We start from the raw sequence: 18603 nt of genomic DNA, 5'->3' as shown, positions 1-18603 counted from the left end.
TGTCTGACGAGAGCCAGCGACAGACAGGGCCGAGCGCCAGCCCCACAACTGAGTTGCCTGAATAAATCCGGCTATGGCCCAACGTTTTAACCTGAGTATCCTCCCTCAACTTATCTCTTACGCTGATGTTGTCTTGATTGTCTTACAGCGCCTGTTCGCCCTTAAAAACTCCCAAATCCCTCCCCCACCTTTACGGTTTACATTTACCTGCATTTGTTATGTGATCCTGTTACATGAATTCCTCGAGCTGTCTCGCAAAACAGGATCCTGCATGCGCTTTTATCAGGCCGATCCCCGCCTTGAAAACTACTGGCGAGGCGTTATTCTTTTCGGCAAAAACGTCGCGTCCTATAAATTTGCGCTTGCCCATGCGCTATACGACCTGAAGCAATCGGACAACGATCTGATTACGCTGGAAGCGCTGGCCGTGCCTTTTGTCCGGCATTTATGCGCCCACCTGCAGCATGCACCAAAGCAAATCACCAGCAAAAGCAGCGAGTTTCTGAGGGCATGCAGACAATTTAACGAAGGTGAAATCAGCGAAGAGCAATTGATCGCTATTACCGTTAAGCGCGGTTTCGCTAACGTCATCGATGCTTTTCATAATGTGAATCATGCCGAGATCGATAAACGCTTTTTTCTGGATGAACGGCGAAGTCATAAAGGCATCAGGCTTACAGATAACTTTTATCAGCTGACGGAAAACGAACAGTTTGCCAGTCTGGTATCGGAAACGGAGGCAAGATGGCGGCTGGTTGAAGAAGCCTGGGCAATGAACGTTTCTCGTAACCTGATTGCGGTTGATTATGACGATAATGACAAAATGCTTTTCAGCCGCCAGAGTGGTCGCCGCGTCGATATTACCAGCTGTCGCAGCAGCCTGAACGGCTACCAGAAAGGACTGTGTTTTTACTGCTTCCGCGCCATTGGCGTGACGGGCGGCGAAGAGAACCTGGCGGATGTCGATCACTTTCTGCCGCTGATGCTCAGCGAGCAAATCGGCAACCTCAACGGCGTCTGGAATCTGGTGCTGGCCTGCCAGACCTGTAATCGTGGCGCTCAGGGTAAGTTTGCGCGCATCCCGTCAATAGCGCTGCTGCAGCGACTGCATGATCGAAACGAATACTTTATTAACAGCCATCTGCCATTGCGGGAGACGTTACTCCGCCAGACCGGCGCAACGCCGATACTACGGCACAGCTTCCTGCAAAACAGTTGGGATACGGCAAAATTTTCCCTGCTCCACGAGTGGCAGCCAGCGGCACAGGGAGGCAGCCAGTTTTGAGCAACGAAGATTATTACCGTCAGAACGCTCAACAGTTTTTTACCGACACGGCAAGTGTGGATATATCTGCGCTTTACCTGACATTTACCGGTTACCTGCCGCCAGGCGCTCGCATTCTTGATGCAGGCTGCGGTTCAGGTCGTGACGTCAAAGCCTTTAGTGAAATGGGTTTTGACGTCGAAGCCTTCGATGCATCAGCAGAGTTGGTTGCGCTGGCTCGTCAGTGGTCCGGAAAGCCTGTAGCGCAGATGCGCTTTCAGGATGTTGATGCGGTTGAAAAATATGACGGTATCTGGTGCTGCGCATCGGTGCTGCATGTTTCCCACACTGAACTCCCTGACGTCATGGCAAAGCTGGCCACAGCGCTAAAGCCTGGTGGCGTCTGGTATCTCTCCTTTAAGCATGGTCACGGCGAACGGGAAAAGGACGGGCGCAGATTTACTGATATGGATGTAACTGGGTTTCAGAAACTGGTTGAAGGAATGAATACTCCCGGCAGGGCCCCCCTGGCTAAAAATAAGCTGGGGATCATAAAAGAGGCTGGATCTAAGGACGCAACGGGGAACAGGTTCGCTTTTGAAACGGCAAAAATCTGGCAGACCGGTGATGTACGTGCGGGACGCAGCAATGAGATCTGGCTGAATGCGATTATCAGGAAAAGTTTAATTTGATAGCTGGCCTGGGAAATCCCTGACTCCTGCTACAACCTTAATCACTCACCCAGCCCCCAAACGCAAAAGAGCCAACCTCGCGGTTGGCCCTTTCTTGCATCTTGCATGCTCAGCATCGAGTATCAGCGGTGCCCGTTTACAGTTCACTTTATTCTCTCGGGTTGTATTTCTTTCCGGCTAGCACGGATATTTTGTGACTATATCGAAGAAAACAGGTCACGGTTATCCGTAGAAACTTTGCAGAAAGTTTTTACATAAAATCATTAGCAGCTGTCCTTTCAGTTCAGCCTGCACTGCCAAAAATTTGCCATGACCATTACAATATTTTAAAGTTAATTCATCAATGGACGCGATTTCCGGGGAAAAGCAACGGACGCAACAATGTTCCCCAGCTCAGTCTTATCGGGCATGGTTTCAGTACCGATGGATTTATCTGGGGCTGGAGCGAACCCTCAGGGCGTAATTTCCCGCGCCTGTGAAGCCTCCAGACGACTTCAGATGCAAAACCCTGAACTGTGGAGAAAACTGCGGGTTAACGACTACGACATGCTCTATTTCATGTTTGAAGAACCCCTGCAGAACTTCATCAAAATGGGTGAAATGTTACGTAAAAACCCCTCAGCCTCCAGAGAATTTATTAATGCTATCGAAACTTATTAGACTTCTTCGTAAGCTCATCGCCGAAGTGTCCGGCGGTCTGGTATTAATGGCTATGGTCGTGGGCATATTTTTGGCAGCCACGCTGAATGAAGGTGCCATGCGCATCATTGTTCCGCTGCTCGTTCTTGTCGCTGGACTGGTGGTTTACGGCCTGACCTGGTTGATTGCTGAAAAGCCAGACCGTCGTTAACCCCGCACTGACTTCAGCCCGGACAACAAGCGTAAGTCGTCATGAGTTCAGACCAGATACCTAACGAACACGCTGTCTTTGCCTCTTGCACAATAGGTCAGACAGGACGTGAATATGGCGATTTTTGCAAGGCTGGATAGTAAAAACCTTCCATCCTCAATTTAATTACGGCATTAAATTCATCAACGCGATTATTATTTCCGTGATGATAAAAGTAAAAAAACAATGAAGACCGTTCGGCAAATATAATTTTAAAGATAGACATTAACCAACCCCAGGCAATCGCTAATAAAATATACCGTAAGAAAAGCGGAAAATTTAATTTAAACCAGTATAATCCATGATAGAAGCAGCAAGGATATTAAAAAATTTATTATATGGGCGTCCTTATCACTGACTTCAGAAAATCACTTCACAGAATAATAACACCCACAACCACCTGAATATCTTATCACTTTTATTACTGAAGATTCCCAAAGCGCTATTTAATGAAGAAAGTCAGGAACGTTCAGCTCCTCAGCTTTTTAGGAAAACTGAATAAGCACATAACGAGGTTGCGATGGAACAAGCACAACGCCGTCCGTGGGGATGGGGACTGGCGGCACTTCTGGTCGCAGGCAGTGCATCAGCGGCGAGCTGGCAGGATCATCAGCTGAGCAGTACAGCGTCGCAGCTCAGCACCGGCACCGGCACCACACAGCAGAATAGCGGTATATCGCTCTCTTCTATCACCAGCAGGCAGCCCGGCCTCAATCAGCGCGGGCCACTCGGATAAGGCACGGATCTGCCAGCGCGATACATTCAGTAAGCTTTCGCCAGCGATAGCGCTGAACGCCAGCATCAGCAGCGTCATGGTCAACAACAGTGTGGCGGCTGAAAAAGCTTTGGAATGATCGCCAGTCCGGTAAATGGCGGGCAGGCCAGAAACAGAATTGAGGCGACCGCGTGTAAAGGCAGCACCACGTTTACAAGCCGCAACCATAACCGCTCCCCCCCAAACGCAAAAGAGCCAACCTCACGGTTAGCTCTTTCTTGCATCTTGCATGCTCAGCATTGGGTATCAGCGATACCCGTCAGCGCCTGTTGTTGTCAGGATGAGCGCCTCAATGTGAGTGATCATGCAACTTACTTTCAACCTTGTCCTTCACTTCGCTGGCTTTCTCGCTCACCTTCTCAGTCAGGCTCTCTTTGTGGTCACGGTTATGTACCCCCGGTGACTGCGCGCCTGCTGCTGCGGTCGCAGGTTTTACGCCTGCAGTCGTACCCGGCAGTTCGCTCTCCAGACCGCCTCGTGCATGGTCGATATCCACTTCCTGACGACGCACCGTGTCATTAATGGTCTCGGTACGATCGCTGCCGTCGGTACGCACCACCACTTCTTCTTTCACGTGGGTCGTTTTGTTGATCACCGGCTGCTCATGGGTCTCAGCAACTTCGACGGTTTTCTCGGACCAGTCCACTTCTCCCGCCAGCGCCGGTTCATTCACCGAGCGACGGAAGATGTCAGCGTGCTGTTCATGCAATGAAATATTTTCAGAGACGGTATCGGTCACGGTATAGCGGCGTACGCGGGTGGAGCCTTCGCTTACCAGACGTTTACCCACTTCTACCTGCTCTTCGGCCAGACGCAGAATATCGGCTTCGCTCTCGTCACCGGTCAGTGAGGTGCGTCGCGGTTCAACCTGGCGGTCGTTGGTCTCACCGGCAAACTGCTTACCTGCTGTCGGGTCGATGCCCGGCGCGCTGCTGCCATTATTAACTGAGCTTTGCATGCGTGACGGCACATCTACCGAGTCATGAGAATGGAGAATCGTCATGGCGCGGGCCAGTTTCTCCTCCTCAGTACGGATGGTCAGCACGACGCCGCCCTTATCCATGGCTCTGGTGTAGACATCCGCCTCATCTTTATCGACGTCGTGCCCAAACAGACGCTGCCACAGGCTCGGATGGCGGACAGACTGCCCTTCCTGCTGCAAACGTTCTCCACTGATAAGACTGATGTCCCGATCAGAAAAGCCTGCTTTCACGAGATTTCTTTTCGCGGCCTCTGCCTGAATTGCAGAATCGAACAGTGTTACGATTTTTTCCTGTGCCATGATAGGTTCCTCTCTGTTAGCTAATTTGATCGTCATCTCTTTCAACGTTCACCTGCTGCTTACGTCGGGTCACCACTTCCTGAAAAGGAACATTCTCCTGCACTTTTCGGATGTGGATCTCCTCTTTAAGCACCAGCTTTCTGACAATCTGGATTTCTTCCTCTACTACCGGGACAATCAGTACACCGTTCTCTTCCCTGATTTCGGGCATCGTTTCAACGGGATGCGCTTTTGCTACATGCTCAACCTCAACCTTCTCCCGGTTAAGCAGTGTACTGATGACCTCGTCATGCTCAGTTGTGGAACGGGTAACGCGGACATGTCCATCCACAATCTTTTGCTTCGTCAGGGCTATTTGCTCTTCAGCGAGTTTAAGCGTGACGTCTGCATTATTATTGTGCTCTGGCTGTCCAGCCATAATATCGCTCCGGTTAAATTAAATAATTACCACAACTGCCTGACACAGTGATTAAGCATGAACAATCTGGCTGATTTCGCAAGCCGGAATAATAAAAAACTCCGCTAACTCAATTTAATTACGGCACAGACACTTGCATCAAAAACAAGCACCCCGGTTTAAATTACCGCTACGTTAAATATAAAAATTACAATAAACACATGATGTTATATTAAAATAGTTTCTCAGGTAAATATTACCAGCCCAGACGCAATCGCTTAGAAATCACTCTATAAGCAAAGCGGTAAATTTAATTTAAACCAGGACGATTCCTGATAAAAAACGCGAGGATATTAAATAATGTTTCAGCGAGAGGCACTTATTACTGCCTTCAGCAAATCACTTCACAGAATAATACCACTAACAAGCATCTGAATATTTTATCGCTTCTATTACAGAAGATTCCCAAAGTGCTATTTAAGACGCTATTTATAAAAGGAAGTCAGGAACTTTCTGCTCGTCAGCCTCTCTTAGCAAAACTGAATAAGAAGATACTGAGGTTAAGATGAAGCAGGCACAACGCAGTGCATGGGTTTTGGGCGTGGCAGCACTTCTGGTGGCAGGCAGTGCATCAGCGGCAAGCTGGCAGGATCAGCTGAGCAGTGCAGCGTCGCAGCTCAGCCAGCAGAACAACGGTAGCACCACCAGCACCACGCAGCAGAATGGTGGTCTGTCGCTCTCTTCTATTACCAGCATGCTGGGCGGCGGCGACAAAGCGGTCAGCGCCAACAGCATGACCAACGCGGCTGGTGTGATGCAGTATTGCGTCGAACACAACGTGGTGAAAAACAATGTGCAGTCGGTGAAAGATCAGGTGCTGAGCAAGCTCGGTCTTAACACCACCACCGCGCAGGAACAGAAAACCGATTACACCCAGGGCGTGGCAGGCCTGCTGAATACCGGAAATGGCCAGCAGCTGAATCTGCAAAGCCTGAGCAACTCACCCATGGGTGAGAAGCTCAAAACCAAAGCCTGCGACGTGGTACTGAAGCAGGGTAAAAACTTTATCTCCTGATCCCCCTATTCATCTCTCCCCTCGCAGCACTGAGGGGAGCATTAAACCCCGCCATGCTGTGATGCCTGACATTCCCATAACCTGGGGTTGAGCGCTATAGTGTTGTTTTGGTTTCTACAGGACAGCACGCATGAAAGGCATCAACATCGCACTTTACTTCGACCCCGATCAGATTCAGGCCTGCGTTCACGAACAGGATGACAGCTATCTCAGCAAAAAATTCGAGTATGACGATGGCGTGATAGAAGAGATCTACCAGTGGCTGGAGCAGTATGAACCCAAACGCACGCACATCTGCCTGATTGAGAACGAAACGGCCGAACTGCTGGCCGATGAGTTGGTCGACAGTGGATTCCGCGTCCATCAGGTCACCATGCATCAGCTGTTGAGCTGGTTCGCCACCGAACCACCGTCCACGCCAGACGGCACGCCTATGCGCGCCATGCTGCGCTTCCTGGAAGATGAACATCCGCGTGAATATGAGTCGCGCACGCCGCAGACTGAAGCACTGATGGAGATGTTCGACGAGCTCGATGCGCTGGAGATGGTCGATGACGCCGACGACGAAGACACGCTGCCAGGCGATCTGCTGCGCGCCATGAAGAAGCACAAAATCACCGCCAGTGCTGCGGCTCAGCGTCTGTTGCCGGACGTCAACGAGCGTATCCGCGAACATCTGATGCAGTATCCCGAACTGATGACGCCGGAAATCCTGCAGGACTTCTTCCCGGAGCTGCTTGAGGCGCTGGAGCGCCCGAAACACTAATCAGGGAGTGCAGACATGCTGGAGCTGATTAAAGCCGTTAGTCTGGGGCTTGTCGTGATCCTGCCGCTCGCCAATCCACTCACCACCGTGGCGCTGTTTTTAGGGCTGGCGGGTGATATGAATTACCAGCAGCGGAACCGGCAGGCGCGCCAGGCGTCAATCTATGTTTTTGCCATCATGGTGGTGGCGTGGTACGCAGGCAGCGCGGTGCTGCATACCTTTGGCATCTCGATACCGGGCCTGCGTATGGCCGGTGGGCTGATCGTTGCCTTTATCGGTTTTCGGATGCTGTTTCCGGCCAAGCCTGCGGGTCATTCGGTTGAAGCTAAGCAGAAACTGGATGAGCTGGATGAAGCCAAAGAGCCGGTGAATATCGCCTTTGTGCCACTGGCGATGCCGAGCACGGCGGGACCCGGGACCATTGCGATGATCATCTCGTCCGCCTCGACGGTAAGAAGTGGCGTTGATTTTCCCGCCTGGGTGATTAGCGTGGCGCCGGTGCTGACCTTCCTGCTGGTGAGCCTGATCCTCTGGATCTCTCTGCGCAGTTCGGGAGCCATCATGAAGCTGGTGGGCAAAAGCGGCATTGAGGCGATCTCGCGCCTGATGGGATTTTTGCTGGTCTGCATGGGCGTGCAGTTCATCATTAATGGCGTGCTGGAAGTGGTGCGCACCTTTCACTGAGCCGGAATGTCCCCTCTCCTGACCGGCAGAGGGGACTGCCTGATTACTTCAGCGTTTTACGTACCTCTGCAACCTGATCTTTACTCACCGCTGGCGCGGTGTTGCTCCAGCCCTGGCGAATAAAAGTCGCCAGCTGCGCGACTTCATCATCGCTCAGCCGCTGGGCAAAGCCCGGCATCGCCAGCTTAGACGGTGCTTTCGCCGTAGAAGGCTGCTGCGCACCGGCCAGAATGGTATGGATCAGACCGGTTGGATCCTTCGCATTCACGATGGTTGCCCCATCCAGCTCCGGGAAGATCGCGGGTGCGCCTTTGCCGGTCACGAAGTGACAGGCACCGCAGTTATCCAGATAGAGACGCTCCCCTTCGCTGAGGTTCTTCGCCGCCGTGAGCTTCGCTTCCGTTGCCTGCTGCGCCTGCACGCTGAACGCCTGCAATGGCGGATTGCCGCCCAGGAACTTCAGGTAGGCCGCGATGGCTTTCAGATCGGCATCAGTCATGTGTGAGCTGCTGTGCTCAACCACCGAGGTCATCTCACCGCCCACTGCCGCTTTATCGTTACGGCCGGTCTGCAGGTAATCCACGATCTCCTGCTCGCTCCAGTGCGGCACACCGCGCAGTGACGGCACATCCCAGTTGTTCAGGCTGCCGCCTGCCAGGAATTTATCATCACCACTGTCCAGCGCTTTCTCGTTCATGCCCAGACCGCGCGGCGTATGGCAACTGCCGCAGTGGCCCAGACTCTCCACGATATAGGCACCGCGATTAACCTCGGCTGACGCGCCACCAATCGGCTGGAACGGCTTATCTGACGCGAACGCCCAGTTCCAGAAGCGCATGCCCCAGCGCTGGCTGAACGGGAAGCTCAGATCGGTTTCCGGCGGCTGTTCTGCGCTCGGCTGCACGCCTTTCATGAAGTAGACGTAAAGCGCGTGGATATCGGCATCACTGATTTTGGCGTAATCAGGGTATGGCATCGCCGGATAGAGATGCGATCCATCCGGTAATACTCCCTTGCGTACCGCGTCAGCGAACTGCTGCTCGCTGTAGTTGCCGATACCGTGCTGCTTATCCGGGGTGATGTTGGTGGAGAAGATGGTGCCGAGGTTCGACTCAATCGCCAGTCCGCCTGAATAAGCAGGCTTGCCGGGCAGTGAGTGGCACGCCATGCAGTCGCCCAGCCGGGAGAGATATTCGCCCTGCTTAATCAGTTGCGCTTCATCTTCGGCGTGAGCCGGCAGCGCAAATCCGCTGGCCAGCAGCACCGCGTTGGCAAAAATAAAAGACTTCAGTTTCAGCTTATTCATGCGCTTATGCCTGTACCAGTGGGCCGGGATTTTTCAGGTAGTGATCTTTGATCGCCTGCGCCGCCATCAGGGTAATTGCACCGATGGTATCGGTCGGGTTCGCCTGGAAGTTCTGCGGGAAGGCATTACCGCCCGGCACAAAGACGTTATGCACATCCCAGCTCTGCAGATACTTGTTCAGCGCCGAGGTTTTCGGGTTATCGCCCATCACTGCGCCGCCCACGTTGTGGGTAGAGACATATTTAGTGAGATCGAAATCCGCGCCCATCGGCAGGAAGCTCATACTCATGCTGTCCGGGTTCAGCTCTTTGGCGATGTTGCCGACGATGCCTTTCAGATGCTGCTGCAACTTCAGCTCGTTCTCTTTCCAGTTAAACGTCATGCGCAGCAGTGGCAGCCCACGGTGATCGTTGTAGTTGGGATCGAGATCCAGATAGATATCGCGGTAAGACTGGCAGGTGGTGGTGATGCTGATCTTCATCGAATGACCGTACCACTCTTCCAGGCCTTCCTTGTAACCCATGCCCCAGGATGGCGTGCCTTTTGGCAGCGCGGTGCTGATTGGCGTACCGGTCGCCTGTGAGCTGTGGATCTTCGCACCGCCCAGGAAACCGAGCGAAGGACCGTCGAAGTTGCCTGGCGAGATATCGTTAAACATCTGGCCGGTCGCGCCCGCCGTGGCGTACGGATTGAAGTTTTTATCTTTGAAGAACAGCGTCGCGCCGCCGTTCGACAGGAACGCGTAGTTACGCCCTACCACGCCCTCTTCGGTAATCGGGTTGTAAGGCTTGCCGATGCCGGAGAGCAGCATCAGACGCACGTTGTAGAGCTGGAAGCTGCTCAGCACCACAATTTTCGCGGGCTGGAAGCACTCGTTGCCCTGCGCATCGATGTAGATCACGCCTTTCGCGGTTTTCTTATCATCGTTCAGCACCACCTTGATCACTTCTGCGTTGACTTCATACGAGAAGTTCGGCATGCGCTTCAGCGAATCCATGACTGCGGTCTGCGGTGACGCCTTGGAGTAGTTCAGGCAGGGATATTTACTGCAATAGCCGCAGTAGTTGCACGGGGCGATCTGGTTGCCGTACGGGTTTTTCCATGCACGCGACACACAGGCTGACGGGTTCGGGAACGGATGGTAACCGAGTCTGGTCGCCACCTCTTTGAACATCACGTTGTTTAACGTGTCATCCAGTGCAGGCAGCGGATAAGGCTCAGAGCGCGGGCCTTCAAACGGATCGCCGCCTTCCATGATTTTGCCGCGCAGGTTGCCGGTGTTGCCCGACTGGCCGCAAATCAGTTCGAATTTGTAGTAATAAGGTTCGATCTCTTCCCAGCTGAACGGGAAGTCCATTACCCGCATATCATCCTGCAGAATGCCCGGCTTATACGCCTCGTCGACATAGGTCTTCAGTTTGATATCGGTTGGCGTCGGACGGATCAGTACCGCTGTCCAGTGCAGGCCAGAACCACCTACGCCGGTGCCCGGTGCAAACGCGCCCCATTTACGGGTGGGCAATGCGGTCTGGCTGCTGTTGTAGCGTACGGTGACCGCCACTTCGGCGGGCGTTGCAAACACTTTGTTGCGCACTGCATAGGCGTATTCATCCGCCGGTTTTGGATAGGCGAACTCGTCGTAATCACGATCGCCGCCACGCTCCAGCGCGCGCACGTCCAGACCGGCCAGCGCCAGCTCGATGCTCATCAGCGAGCCTGCCCAGCCGAGGCCGCAGACCACGACGTCGACTTCTTTTTTAGTAACCTGTGCCATGATAATCCTGTTTCAAATACCTGATGTGGAAGCGCGTTATGCGCGTTCACCTTTGATGCTGACCGGGCCCAGCGGATAAGGCACGTTGTGCTGTTTCACCCATTCGGTGAAGCTGGCACGCGCGCCCGGGAATCCGATGGCGATCCAGGCTTTCATGCCTTTATTACCGCCGTACATCGGGTCGGCCAGGTAGCCATGCTTGGTATCTGAAAGCAGCTGGCTGAAGAAATGGGAAGGTTTAAGATCGGCTTCGCCCAGCGCGGCAAAATCGATCTCGTTTTTGTTGACCTGGGTCAGCACCGCATCTTTCTCTTCCAGCGTCAGTGCATGAAACGCTTTCTGATGTGTGTTCTGCGACCACTGATTAATCAGCCGGATACCGGTCTGATACATCTGCTGTGGGCGGAACGGAATCTGATAACCCATGGTGGCCGGCGCCTGGGTATTAAAAGGCCCCTGCAGGTAGATTTCGCTGCCAAACGCCTCGCTGTGCAGCTGCTGATCGATAAAGATTGGCACGTTGGTTTCCAGCGCGCCCGGCGCTTTGCCTTTGCCGCCCGCCGGAATCAGGCGGTCGGTAGCAGCCAGAATGAATTGCCACTCATCGGCGCTGAAAAAGATCGGTTTGTAATCGGTTAACTCGGGTGCAGCCATCTCTGCAGCCTGTGCCGCAGTCATGCCTTTCAGGACCAGCTCACTTAATGGCAACGCCAGCAGTGAACCGAGCAAAAATTTACGCCTGGTGGTGGGTTTTTCTAAAAGCATATCCGCACGACTCTCATCTGCTAAATACCCGTTTAATTTGTTATGTCGCTGAAAGGCTGAATAGAGTCAGGAAACTCCACGCAGAGATAAATGCAAACAGCACTGACGACGGCAAAACAGACAAGGGCGGGTAAAATTATGGTTCGGTGACTAACGGAACTTATCGGTTAATAACCTGGCAATATTAGGGATATAAATATTTCTGAATGTAAAAATTGAATTAAAAAGATGTCGAAATGAAAGTTTATCATGGTGTTGCAGAAGGGTTATCGAGAGGTAAAAGATTTACATCACTGAAATCGGGGATAAAACCGCATAAACATCGGGTATTTGGCTGATTCGACGCAGAATGGAGGGTGTTATTTTCACTCTGTCATCATCACGTCTGCTAACCGATAAAAAAAAATCATACTTCCATACAAGAAAAGCGTTTCTGATCGTTAACACTATAGTGGCTTTATCAGCCGCACAATCAGACAGTGCGCAATTTGTGATCGCATGAGTAAAAGCGTATTAATTTTGTGCATTTTAAAGTAACGACGAAATAATTACTGACAGACACTATCTTATTTTGTCTCTTTGCCCGAATCGCTGCGCAAATATTTGTGCAAAGCTCATAACAAACCGGCATTTTGAGATTATCAGGCGCCCGATAGAGTAGAGCAATCAACGGCTCAGGATAATGCTCAATGCGCAAAACACTCTTGTCACTGGTTACTGCTCTGGCACTGGTTCACCCGGCACATGCCGCCACGCCTGCTGACACTCTGGTGGTCGCTGTGCCACTCGATGGCATCATCAGTTTCGATCCGGCGGAAAGTTTTGAAACCGTCAGTACCAGCAGCCTGCGCAATATCTACCAGACGCTGCTGGAGCCGGATCACCAGAACCCGCAGAAGCTCTCGCCACTGGCCGCCACACGCTGGCAGGCCGGGAAAACGCCCCACAGCCTGGTGTTTGACCTCAACCCGCAGGCTCATTTCGCCAGCGGTCATCCGCTCACCGCGCAGGATGTTGTTTTCTCCTTAACCCGCGCAGTCAGACTCAATAAAGCACCCTCTTTTATCCTGGGCGAGTTTGGCTGGACGCCGGAAAATATCGATCAGCAATTCACGGCGATCAATGACCACCAGCTTGAGCTGCGCTGGCCCGCGGAGATCGGCAGCGATCTGGCGCTGCGCCTGCTTACCGCGCCGGTCGCCTCCATCGTCGACAGTAAACTGGCGCAGGAACACGCCAGCAGCAACGATTACGGCAATGCCTGGCTGAAGAACCACTCCGCTGGCAGTGCGGCTTATGCCATAAAACAGTTCGTGCCGCTGCAGGCGCTGGTGCTGGAGGCCAACCCCCACAGCACGCAGAAGCCGCATCTGAAGCGCGTATTACTGAAAGGTGTGGCCGATCCCGGATCCCGGCGTCTGCTGATCCAGCAGGGTGATGTGGATGTCGCCTGTCAGCTCGGCCCGGATCAAATTGCCGCACTGAAAAATACTGCCAATGTGCGGGTCGATGCTTTTCCGTCCAGCCTGATCTATTACCTTGGCTTTAACACCCAAAGTCCGCAGCAACCGGCGCTGGGGAACCCGGCGCTGTGGCAGGCGGCACGCTGGCTGGTTGACTATGACAGCCTGGCAAACCAGTTGCTGAAAGGTCAGTACCGCATCCATCAGAGCTTCCTGCCGGACGGCTTTGACGGTGCGCTGAACAGCACGCCGTTCCATTACGATCTGAAAAAGGCGCAGGCGATACTGCAAAAAGGCGGCATTAAACCCGGCACGCATATCGCGCTGACAGTAGTGAACCAGCCGCCTTATATTGATGTGGCGCAGGCGCTGCAGGCGAGTTTTGCCAAAGCGGATGTGAATCTCGATATCCAGCCGGTGGCGGAATCAGAGCTGTGGAGCAAAATGCGCAGTCGCAACTTTCAGGCAATCTTCACCTACTGGGGCGCGGACTACATCGACCCTAACAGTAATGCCAGCACCTTTGCCTCTAACGTGCCAGGCGGCGGTAAAACCCTGGCTTGGCGCGTCGGCTGGTCCATTCCGGAACTCAGTGCCCAGACCCGCGCCGCCGCCGGAGAGAGCGACGCCGTGAAACGCCGCAACCTCTATACCGGATTGCAAACCCGCATCCAACAGGATTCACCCTTTGTTGTGCTGCTACAGGGTGCCGTCCAGGTGGCGGTACGCAGCAACCTTAATCACCTGCAGCAGGGCATCGGTGTCAGCCTGCTGAATTTTGAAGAGGTGCAGAAGTAAGTCCTGGTTTGAGGCCGTTGCTTCACGCAGCAACGGCTTTTTTGGTGAATAGTTCTCCTCCTGTGCCGCTCTGGCTTGCTATCCTTCAGGCATAACCTTCAGCCTGAGAGTGGAAAATCATGACTTCCCCGCTACTGATTGCCCGTACGCCAGATGTCGAACTTCATCTGTTACCGCAAATGGCCAACCGCCATGGCCTGATCACCGGCGCAACCGGTACCGGTAAAACCGTCACGCTGCAGAAGCTGGCCGAATCGTTCTCTGCCAGTGGCGTGCCGGTCTTTATGGCCGACGTCAAAGGCGACCTGACCGGCGTGGCAATGGCGGGCCAGTCCAGCGAAAAGCTGCAGGAGAGGCTGGCGAAAATCGGCGTCACCGACTGGCAGCCGCAAAGCAGTCCGGTGGTGCTATGGGATATCTTCGGCGAGAAAGGTCATCCGGTGCGTGCCACTGTCTCCGATCTCGGGCCACTGCTGCTGGCGCGTCTGCTGAACCTCAATGAAGTACAGAGCGGCGTGCTGCAGATTATTTTCCGCATCGCCGATGACCAGGGTTTGCTGCTGCTGGACTTCAAAGATCTGCGCGCCATGACTCAGTACATTGGTGACAACGCCAAAAGTTTCCAGACGCATTACGGCAACATCAACAGCGCCTCGGTCGGCGCGATCCAGCGCGGATTACTGACGCTGGAGCAACAGGGCGCGGAACACTTCTTTGGTGAACCGATGCTGGATATCGCCGACTGGATGCGCGTCGACAGCAATGGCAAAGGGGTGATCAACATCCTTTCCGCCGAGAAGCTTTATCAAATGCCAAAACTCTATGCCACCAGCCTGCTGTGGCTGCTGTCGGAGCTTTATGAGCATCTGCCGGAAGCGGGCGATCTCGATAAGCCAAAGCTGGTGTTCTTCTTTGATGAGGCCCATCTGCTGTTTACCGATGCACCCGCGGTGCTGCTGGAGAAAATCGAACAGGTGATGCGGCTCATCCGCTCCAAAGGCGTCGGCGTCTGGTTTGTCACCCAGAACCCAGGAGATATTCCGGATCGGGTGCTGGGGCAGCTCGGCAACCGGGTGCAGCATGCCCTGCGTGCTTTCACCCCCAAAGATCAGAAAGCAGTAAAAACCGCCGCCGACACCCTGCGTGCCAACCCGTCATTTAACAGTGTTGAGGCGATTCAGGCACTGGGCACCGGCGAAGCGCTGATCTCCTTCATGGATGCCAAAGGCAGCCCGTCGGTAGTGGAACGCGCCATGGTGATTGCGCCCGGCTCGCGCATGGGTCCGGTTACCGGCGATGAACGCAACGGCTTAATCAACCATTCGCCGCTGTATGGCAAATATGATACTGAAATCGATCGCGAATCGGCGTTTGAAAAGCTGCAAAAAGGCGTCCAGGCCGCCAGCGATGAAGCCGGTGCACCACCCGCCAAAGGCGACGAGGTTGCGGCAGACGATGGCATTATCGGTGGTCTGAAAGAGATCCTGTTTGGCCGAACCGGTCCGCGCGGCGGTAAGCACGACGGTGTGGTGCAAACCATGGCGAAAAGCGCCACCCGCCAGATCACCAGTCAGATCATTCGTGGGGTACTCGGCAGCCTGCTGGGTGGCCGTCGCCGATGAACCCGGCTCTCTGCTAAGATCAGGTTATGGATAAACAATACGAACTGAAACGGACGAAACGTCTGGCACTGTTGCTGTTACTGCTCGCCGCAGCCACTTTTATCGCCACCCTTTTTCTGCCCCCAGGCTTTTGGGTCAGCGGCGTCAAAGCGATTGCGGAGGCCGCAATGGTCGGCGCACTGGCGGACTGGTTTGCGGTGGTGGCGCTGTTCCGGCGCGTGCCGGTGCCCTTTATCTCACGCCATACCGCCATCATCCCGCGCAACAAAGATCGTATCGGCGAGAACCTCGGGCGCTTTGTGCAGGAGAAGTTTCTTGATACCGATTCACTGCTGAATCTCATTCGCCGTCACGATCCTTCAAACCTGCTGGCGCAGTGGCTGAATGCGCCGGGCAACGCGGACCGCATCGGCCGCCATCTGCTGCAGGTGATGCGTGGTTTCCTCGATCTGACCGATGACGCGCGGATCCAGACCTTTATGCGTCGCGCCGTGCATCGTGCGATTGACAAGGTCGACCTCAGCCAGACCAGCGCCATGGTGCTGGAGAGCCTGACCAAAAATAACCGTCATCAGGCGCTGCTGGATGCGGCCATCGAACAGCTGCTGAAGTTATTGCATAAACCCGCGACCCGCGAGTTTATTGCCATGCAGCTGGTGCGCTGGCTCAAACGCGAGCATCCGATCAAAGCCAAAATGCTGCCGACCGAATGGCTGGGCGAACACAGCGCCGAGCTGGTGTCGAACGCGGTCGATTCACTGCTGGATGATGTAGCGCTGGATCAGGGCCATGAGCTGCGCCTCGGCTTCAACCGGGCAGTCGACAAGCTGATCGTAAAATTGCAGAACGACCCGGAGATGGCCGAGCGTGCCGAGGAGATCAAAGGCTGGCTGAAAGAGGATGCCTCATTCAACCGCTACATCGGCGAGCTGTGGAATGACATGCGCAACTGGCTCAAAGCCGATCTCAGCAGTGAGGATTCGCGGGTGCAGGAAAAAGTGCGTGGTGCAGCCTTGTGGCTGGGTGAAACCCTGGCAGCCGACCCGGCGCTGCGTGACTCGATGAATCAGCATCTGGAACAGGCGGCGCGCAGCGTGGCGCCGGAGTTTGCCAGCTTCCTGACGCGTCACATCAGCGACACCGTCAAGAGCTGGGATGCACGCGACATGTCGCAGCAGATCGAACTCAATATCGGCAAAGACCTGCAGTTCATCCGCATCAACGGCACGCTGGTGGGCGGCACCATCGGGCTGATTCTCTATCTGCTGTCGCAGTTGCCCCATTTAATCCCGCTGCTGAGCAGGTAATCGCCGGGTTTAACCTGCTGCGGGTGGATAGAGGCCAAACCCGGTGATGATGGCATTAACAAAACTACGAATCTTCACCGTCTGACGGCGGCCCGCCGGGATCAGGACATGCATGGGGCGTGCTGGCCCGGCATAATCGGGCAGCACCTGGACCAGCCTGCCCTGCCTGATCTCTTCAGACAGAATGGTGGCCGGTCCCAGGGTAATGCCGTAGCCCTCCAGCGCTGCGTGCAGGAGCGCTTTCCAGTCATTCGATCGCATTCTTCCCTGCGGATGCACTTCTTCGACTTTCCCGGCCTGAGTAAACACCCAGCGGCAGGGTTTTGAAGGCGACCATATCCCATAAACGAGACAGGCGTGGTTCTCCAGATCTGCTGGCGTGTCAGGAAAACCGTGCCGCGCCAGATAGGCGGGTGACGCGCAGGCTATCAGCTCATAGGGCTTTAACGGATGGGCGATAATCGAACTATCGGGCAGCGCACCAATCCGGATCACCACCTCATATCCCTCTTCAAACGGATCAACCAGCCGATCGCTGAGTTCAAGATCAACCTGCGTATCAGGAAACCGATCAAGATAGCGGGTCACAAACGGTGCCAGGCTGAAAGAACCAAAGGTGACCGGGGCGCTGACCTTCAGCGTACCGGACGGACGCTGCTGCATATCCAGCGCAATTGCATCTGCTTCCTGCACTTCAGCCAGCACGATTTTGCAGCGTTCATAATAATTGCGGCCCACATCCGTCAGGCTTTGTCGTCGCGTGGTGCGATGCAGAAGTAGCGTGCCGAGATGCCTCTCCAGCGCCGCGATATGCTTCGCCACCATTTGCGGTGAGATGAGCAATTTCCCGGCAGCAGCGGCAAACGAACCTGATTCTGCGACGGTAACAAACACGTTCATGCTGGTGAGCCGATCCATGATTCCCTCCTGTTGGTTGTTTATATTGCGTCCGTTTGTCGGTTTATTCACCTCCTGTTTTTAATTAAGGTCAGGACGTGAAACTCATCGAGGAACAACCCATGAAAATAGGCATTATTGGCGCAGGCTTTGTTGGCCGGGCGATTGCAAAACTGGCGATTAAAGCGGGACATGAGGTGATGCTCAGCAACTCGCGCGATCCACGAACGCTGTTCAGTCTGAAACCGATGATTGGTTGCGAAACCGGTACTGCCACCGAGGCTGCAAACTTCGGCGAAGTGGTCGTGATCGCTGTGCCGCTCACGGCAACTGAGCAACTTCCGGCAGCGGAGTTACGGGGAAAAATCGTGCTTGATGCGGTCAATTACTATCCCGACCGCGATGGCGACATCGAAGAGCTACTTAGTGGTGGCATCAGCACCAGTGAACGGCTTGCCCGCCAGTTTCCCGGCAGCCGGATCACCAAGGCATTTAATGCCATCCGCATGACCGATCTGGAAACCCAGGGCCTGCCCCCGGGCGATGCGAACCGTCAGGCGCTACCGCTGGCGGGAGATGACAGCGAAGGAAAGGCTATCGTCACGGCGCTTTATGATGCCTTTGGGTTTGATGCGGTGGATGCGGGCGCGTTAGCGGAAGGCTGGCGCTTCGAGCGTGCGACACCCGCCTATTGTGTCGCACTCAGCAGAGAACAACTTATCAGGACACTTTTGGAGACCACCCGGCGCTAAGCATAAACAGCCTGTGGGTATAGAGAAAAGCGGCTGAAACCGTCATTCGCAGACGGCTAATAAACGTATGCTCCCTGAGCTGGCACGGTTAGCCA

Annotated in this window: 17 protein-coding genes and 1 pseudogene; 12 read left to right on the top strand and 6 right to left on the bottom strand. The window is 54.2% G+C overall.

What is annotated here, in order from left to right; translation table 11 throughout:
• Positions 1–271 precede the first annotated feature (271 nt).
• The 5 genes and pseudogenes from H7K52_RS08375 to H7K52_RS19045 form a co-directional block, all read left to right on the top strand.
• On the top strand, positions 272–1285 hold the full coding sequence (locus H7K52_RS08375) for an HNH endonuclease family protein (protein ID WP_182629924.1): 1014 nt from the start codon (positions 272–274) through the stop codon (positions 1283–1285).
• Entirely contained in the window at positions 1282–1956 is a 675-nt protein-coding gene (locus H7K52_RS08370) for a class I SAM-dependent methyltransferase (protein ID WP_182629923.1), read from the top strand. The genes H7K52_RS08375 and H7K52_RS08370 overlap by 4 nt, the downstream gene beginning before the upstream one ends.
• Before the next feature lie 381 nt (positions 1957–2337).
• The gene (locus H7K52_RS08365) at positions 2338–2616 is read left to right on the top strand and encodes a hypothetical protein (RefSeq protein WP_231001619.1); all 279 of its coding nucleotides are present in this window, start codon (positions 2338–2340) and stop codon (positions 2614–2616) included.
• Complete coding sequence (locus H7K52_RS08360) at positions 2597–2806, top strand: hypothetical protein (protein ID WP_033762275.1); 210 nt, start codon at positions 2597–2599, stop codon at positions 2804–2806. The genes H7K52_RS08365 and H7K52_RS08360 overlap by 20 nt, the downstream gene beginning before the upstream one ends.
• A 559-nt stretch (positions 2807–3365) precedes the next feature.
• Positions 3366–3554, top strand: a pseudogene (locus H7K52_RS19045) (DUF2501 domain-containing protein); the annotation flags it as partial.
• Positions 3555–3909: 355 nt separating this feature from the next.
• Here H7K52_RS19045 and H7K52_RS08350 read toward each other — a convergent pair.
• A complete protein-coding gene (locus tag H7K52_RS08350) occupies positions 3910–4902 on the bottom strand; it encodes a YsnF/AvaK domain-containing protein (protein ID WP_182629921.1) in 993 nt (330 codons plus the stop codon).
• 16 nt (positions 4903–4918) lie between these two features.
• Complete coding sequence (locus H7K52_RS08345; protein WP_182629920.1) at positions 4919–5320, bottom strand: DUF2382 domain-containing protein; 402 nt, start codon at positions 5318–5320, stop codon at positions 4919–4921.
• Positions 5321–5864: 544 nt separating this feature from the next.
• On the opposite strand from H7K52_RS08345, the gene H7K52_RS08340 reads away from it, so the two are divergent.
• The 3 genes from H7K52_RS08340 to H7K52_RS08330 all read left to right on the top strand — a co-directional run bounded on the left by H7K52_RS08340 (position 5865) and on the right by H7K52_RS08330 (position 7824).
• Complete coding sequence (locus H7K52_RS08340; protein WP_105099515.1) at positions 5865–6374, top strand: YjjA family protein; 510 nt, start codon at positions 5865–5867, stop codon at positions 6372–6374.
• Positions 6375–6504: 130 nt separating this feature from the next.
• Positions 6505–7140, top strand: coding sequence for a hypothetical protein (locus H7K52_RS08335; protein ID WP_003850964.1), 636 nt, complete (start codon positions 6505–6507; stop codon positions 7138–7140).
• A 15-nt stretch (positions 7141–7155) separates the two neighbouring features.
• Complete coding sequence (locus tag H7K52_RS08330) at positions 7156–7824, top strand: MarC family NAAT transporter (protein WP_003850965.1); 669 nt, start codon at positions 7156–7158, stop codon at positions 7822–7824.
• A gap of 43 nt (positions 7825–7867) precedes the next feature.
• Here the strand turns inward: H7K52_RS08330 and H7K52_RS08325 are convergent, their stop codons facing one another.
• From H7K52_RS08325 to H7K52_RS08315, 3 genes are read right to left on the bottom strand one after another with little or no spacing between them, the layout of a single operon-like run.
• Positions 7868–9130, bottom strand: a complete 1263-nt coding sequence (locus H7K52_RS08325) for a c-type cytochrome (protein WP_182629919.1) — start codon at positions 9128–9130, stop codon at positions 7868–7870.
• A 4-nt stretch (positions 9131–9134) separates the two neighbouring features.
• Positions 9135–10904, bottom strand: coding sequence for a GMC family oxidoreductase (locus H7K52_RS08320; protein ID WP_033762281.1), 1770 nt, complete (start codon positions 10902–10904; stop codon positions 9135–9137).
• A 36-nt stretch (positions 10905–10940) separates the two neighbouring features.
• Positions 10941–11669, bottom strand: coding sequence for a gluconate 2-dehydrogenase subunit 3 family protein (locus H7K52_RS08315; RefSeq protein ID WP_008925470.1), 729 nt, complete (start codon positions 11667–11669; stop codon positions 10941–10943).
• A gap of 689 nt (positions 11670–12358) precedes the next feature.
• On the opposite strand from H7K52_RS08315, the gene H7K52_RS08310 reads away from it, so the two are divergent.
• The 3 genes from H7K52_RS08310 to H7K52_RS08300 all read left to right on the top strand — a co-directional run bounded on the left by H7K52_RS08310 (position 12359) and on the right by H7K52_RS08300 (position 16859).
• Complete coding sequence (locus H7K52_RS08310) at positions 12359–13930, top strand: ABC transporter substrate-binding protein (RefSeq protein ID WP_182629918.1); 1572 nt, start codon at positions 12359–12361, stop codon at positions 13928–13930.
• A gap of 119 nt (positions 13931–14049) precedes the next feature.
• Entirely contained in the window at positions 14050–15552 is a 1503-nt protein-coding gene (locus H7K52_RS08305; protein WP_182629917.1) for a helicase HerA-like C-terminal domain-containing protein, read from the top strand.
• A gap of 26 nt (positions 15553–15578) precedes the next feature.
• Positions 15579–16859, top strand: coding sequence for a DUF445 domain-containing protein (locus H7K52_RS08300; protein WP_182629916.1), 1281 nt, complete (start codon positions 15579–15581; stop codon positions 16857–16859).
• Positions 16860–16868: 9 nt separating this feature from the next.
• Here the strand turns inward: H7K52_RS08300 and H7K52_RS08295 are convergent, their stop codons facing one another.
• Positions 16869–17777: a LysR family transcriptional regulator gene (locus H7K52_RS08295; RefSeq protein WP_182629915.1), complete on the bottom strand. Its 909-nt coding sequence runs from the start codon at positions 17775–17777 to the stop codon at positions 16869–16871.
• A gap of 101 nt (positions 17778–17878) precedes the next feature.
• Between H7K52_RS08295 and H7K52_RS08290 the strand changes: the two genes are divergently transcribed.
• Positions 17879–18508, top strand: coding sequence for an NADPH-dependent F420 reductase (locus H7K52_RS08290; RefSeq protein WP_003850975.1), 630 nt, complete (start codon positions 17879–17881; stop codon positions 18506–18508).
• The last annotated feature ends 95 nt before the right edge of the window (positions 18509–18603 follow it).

The organism is Pantoea hericii (assembly GCF_014155795.1).
GTDB lineage: Bacteria > Pseudomonadota > Gammaproteobacteria > Enterobacterales > Enterobacteriaceae > Pantoea > Pantoea eucalypti.
The sequence above is the reverse complement of the archived record's forward strand: the minus strand, read 5'-3'. Positions and strand labels throughout refer to the sequence as shown.